The sequence below is a fragment of the Nonomuraea sp. NPDC003201 genome (assembly GCF_053590415.1).
This window is the reverse complement of record NZ_JBSFTC010000613.1, coordinates 1-3,171: the sequence shown is the minus strand read 5'-3', so window position 1 is coordinate 3,171 and position 3,171 is coordinate 1. Positions and strand designations below refer to the sequence as shown.

The window sequence follows — 3,171 nt, the reverse complement described above, 5'->3', positions numbered from 1 at the left end:
CCACCGAGCTGGTCGCCCAGGCGTACGCCGAGTCGCGCCAGCTCCTCGACGAGCTGCGCAGCGTGGCCTGGCGCATCTACCCGACCGCGCTCGACGAGCTGGGGCTGCGCGCCGCGCTGGCGGGCGTCGCCGACCGGTCGAGCGTGCCGGTGACCGTGCACGACGGGCTGGCCGGACGGCCCGTGTCGGAGGTGGAGACCGCGCTCTACTTCGTGGCCCGCGAGGCGATCACCAACGCGATCAAGCACGCCGGGGCGCGTGACATCCTGGTCGTGCTGACGGAGGACGAGCGGGCGGTGAGCGTGGTGATCTCGGACGACGGCTCGGGCGGGGCCGATCCGGCGGGCGGCGGGCTGTCGGGGCTGGCCCGGCGGGTGCTGGCGCTGGACGGGGAGTTCACGGTCGAGAGCCCGCCGGGCGGGCCCACCAAGATCGCCGCCACCCTCCCGAAGACACCGCCCGGCGGCTCCCCCGAAGCGCCGGAGACCGTCCCCAGGCCATCCGGGGGCGTTTCCGGCGTGGTGCCCAGCGGGTCCGGGTCCGGGGCGGGCTCGTCGTGCGGGTGATCCTGGCCGATGACTCCGTGCTGCTGCGCGAAGGGCTCACCCGGCTGCTCGACGACGCCGGTCACGAGGTGGTCGCCGCCGTCGGCGACGCCCCCGCCCTGCTCGCCGCCGTCGAGCACCACCGCCCCGACGTGGCCGTGATCGACGTCCGCATGCCGCCCGGCCACAAGGACGACGGCCTCCGGGCGGCCCTGGAGATCCGCGACCGCCACCCCGGCGTCGGCGTGCTGGTCCTGTCGCAGTACGTCGAGCAGCACTACGCCGCCAGGCTCATGGCCGGCTCCACCCGCGGCCTCGGCTACCTCCTCAAGGACCGGGTCTCGGAGGTGGCCGACTTCCTCGACTCGCTCGAACGCGTACGCGCGGGCGGAGCCGCGTTCGATCCCGAGGTGGTGCGGCAACTCCTGGCCCGCACCACCCACGCCGACCCGCTGAGCGGCCTGAGCCCGCGCGAGGGCGAGGTGCTGCGGCACCTCGCCCAGGGCTTCGTGAACGCGGCCATCGCCGAGCGCCTGCACGTCTCGCTCAGCACGGTCGAGAAGCACGTCAACGCCATCGTGGAGAAGCTCGACCTGCCCCGCGACCCCGATTACAGCCGCCGCGTCCTGGCCATCCTCCGCTACCTGGACACGTGAGACCCGGGCGGCGGTGGCGCCCTCACTCCTGCCGGGTGAACGGCGAGCCCAGCCTGCCCTCGTTGATCAGCCGGTCCAGGGTCTCACGCATGGTCTTCGCGTCGTTCAGGTGCGGGAACGGCTCCCCGGCCGGGACGTCCACGCCCAGGAACCGGCAGAGCGGCTCCCACCCTTCGCGCACGTCGAACACCAGCAGCCGCTCGGCGGGCAGGCTCTCCTTGACCGTGGCCAGGTGCCGCTCGAACACCGCCACCGCCTCGTCCTCCTCCGGCAGCCCCTCCCTGAGGCTTCTCCTGCCCTCGAACACGGACGAGGTGATCAGGTCCATCACCGGGCTGAGCCGCATCATCCCGCCGAACACGGCCGCCGCCGCCTCGGGCAGGTCCTCCGGGAGCTCCCGCCCCGGGCCGATGGAGACGAGCGTCTGCATGCTGCGGTACCAGGCACGCGGGTCGCGTACGGTCAGGACGACCTTCGCGTCCGGGTACGCCTCCGCCTGCTCCTTCCAGAAGAAGGACGCCGGCCAGTCCTGCGTGGAGCGGAAGCCGTCGAAGACGTGCTCCCAGTCCACCTGCGCGCCGTCGGCCAGCGGCAGCCACCTGTCGACGCGGGACGGGTCGCTGATGATCGTGAACATGTGGTGGCACGGTCCGAAACCGAGCCGTTCGAGTGCCGCCTTCATCGAGCTGGTTCCTGTACGCGGGAATCCCGCGCCGATCACCGTGAGCACATTGCCTCCATGGGGTGTTGGCCGGCTACTCCGATGTTGACCCGTTGTCACAGGCTCGGCCAGATGGCTAGAACGCCATATGGGCCAGCCAGTGCTCCAGCAGCGCACGGTCCCCGGAGACCGCCACCCGGGCGTCGTCGAGGGGAAGGCGGCGGGAGCACACCAGCATGAGGTCCGCGACGGCTCCCGACACCACCGCGTCCGCCTCCACCGGCCCGTGCTCCCACCACAACCCCCCGGGACTCCTGACGATCACCCAGCCGTCGCCCCCGTCCGGCCGCACCCCCAGCCGCTCGCCCCGGCCGCGCAGCTCCACCAGACTCGGCTTCAGCGACTCCGACCCCGGGGAGGCCAGCATCTCCATGCCCTCGGTGATCACGTCGGCCGCGAGGTCGTCGGCGATCCCGAACGCCGCCCCCGTCGTGGCCGCCGCGTCGTAGTGGTGGACGGCGGTGTCGCACAGCATCCTGCGCAGCCAGAACGCCGCGGGCCGCGGGCCCAGGAACGTCCACACCTCGGTGTCCGCCCCCACCCGCCCGATCGCGCCGATCAGCTCCTCGGCGCCGTCGCGCAGCCACCGCTCCCACCCCGCCGGCGCGCCCGGGCCGGCCTGACCCGGGTCGGGCACCGCGAGCGGCTCACCCTTGCGCAACATCTCGGCCGCCCACCGGTGCGCCTGCCCGATGTGCCCCACGAGAGTACGCAGCGGCCATTCCGGACAGGTCGGGACCATCGCCTCCGGATCCCCTCCGGCCGCCGCGCGGGCGAACCCGGCCGTCTGCTCCCGCAGCCCCTCGACCATCCGCGCGGTGTCCAGCGTCGTCATGACGGATCTCCTCTCGATCTCTTCCGTCCTCTTCCGCCGGTACGGTAGAAACTCCAGTCCAGTGGAGGTTCAAGTGCCTTTGCGCGAGGAGACGCTGGGGATCGGGGACCTGGCGGCGCTGACCGGCGTCCCGGTGCGGACCATCCGCTTCTACTGCGACGAGGGGATCATCGAGTCGGTCCGCAGCGCCGGCGGGCACCGCAGGTTCGAGCCGGCGGCGGTGGAGCGGCTCGGGCTGGTCAGGCGGCTGCGCGGGCTCGGGCTGGGACTGACCGCCATCACCGGGGTGCTCAACGGCGAGCGTTCCATGGCCGAGGCCGTCGCGGCCGAGCGGGCGGCGCTCGACGTGCAACTCGCCGACCTCGCGTGGCGGCGCGCCTGCCTGCGGGCTCGCCTCCTCGACCGCCCGCAGGG

The 3,171-nt window shown here is 73.2% G+C and carries 5 protein-coding genes; 3 read left to right on the top strand and 2 right to left on the bottom strand.

The genetic code is table 11. From position 1 onward, the window contains the following. Together ACWDX9_RS61655 and ACWDX9_RS61650 are read left to right on the top strand one after the other, a co-directional pair. Positions 1 to 566 (top strand): sensor histidine kinase (locus ACWDX9_RS61655; protein WP_449973172.1); only part of this gene is annotated, 566 nt, incomplete at its 5' end. Beyond that, positions 557 to 1,201, top strand: coding sequence for a response regulator transcription factor (locus ACWDX9_RS61650; RefSeq protein WP_185074071.1), 645 nt, complete (start codon positions 557 to 559; stop codon positions 1,199 to 1,201). The genes ACWDX9_RS61655 and ACWDX9_RS61650, both read left to right, overlap by 10 nt. 22 nt (positions 1,202 to 1,223) lie before the next feature. Here ACWDX9_RS61650 and ACWDX9_RS61645 read toward each other — a convergent pair whose 3' ends face one another. After that, complete coding sequence (locus tag ACWDX9_RS61645; protein WP_449973171.1) at positions 1,224 to 1,931, bottom strand: sulfotransferase family protein; 708 nt, start codon at positions 1,929 to 1,931, stop codon at positions 1,224 to 1,226. 67 nt (positions 1,932 to 1,998) lie between these two features. Further along, positions 1,999 to 2,757, bottom strand: a complete 759-nt coding sequence (locus tag ACWDX9_RS61640) for a maleylpyruvate isomerase family mycothiol-dependent enzyme (RefSeq protein ID WP_449973170.1) — start codon at positions 2,755 to 2,757, stop codon at positions 1,999 to 2,001. A 73-nt stretch (positions 2,758 to 2,830) separates the two neighbouring features. Here ACWDX9_RS61640 and ACWDX9_RS61635 point away from each other — a divergent pair. Then, on the top strand, positions 2,831 to 3,171 hold a 341-nt coding region (locus tag ACWDX9_RS61635), incomplete at its 3' end, for a MerR family transcriptional regulator (RefSeq protein ID WP_449973169.1).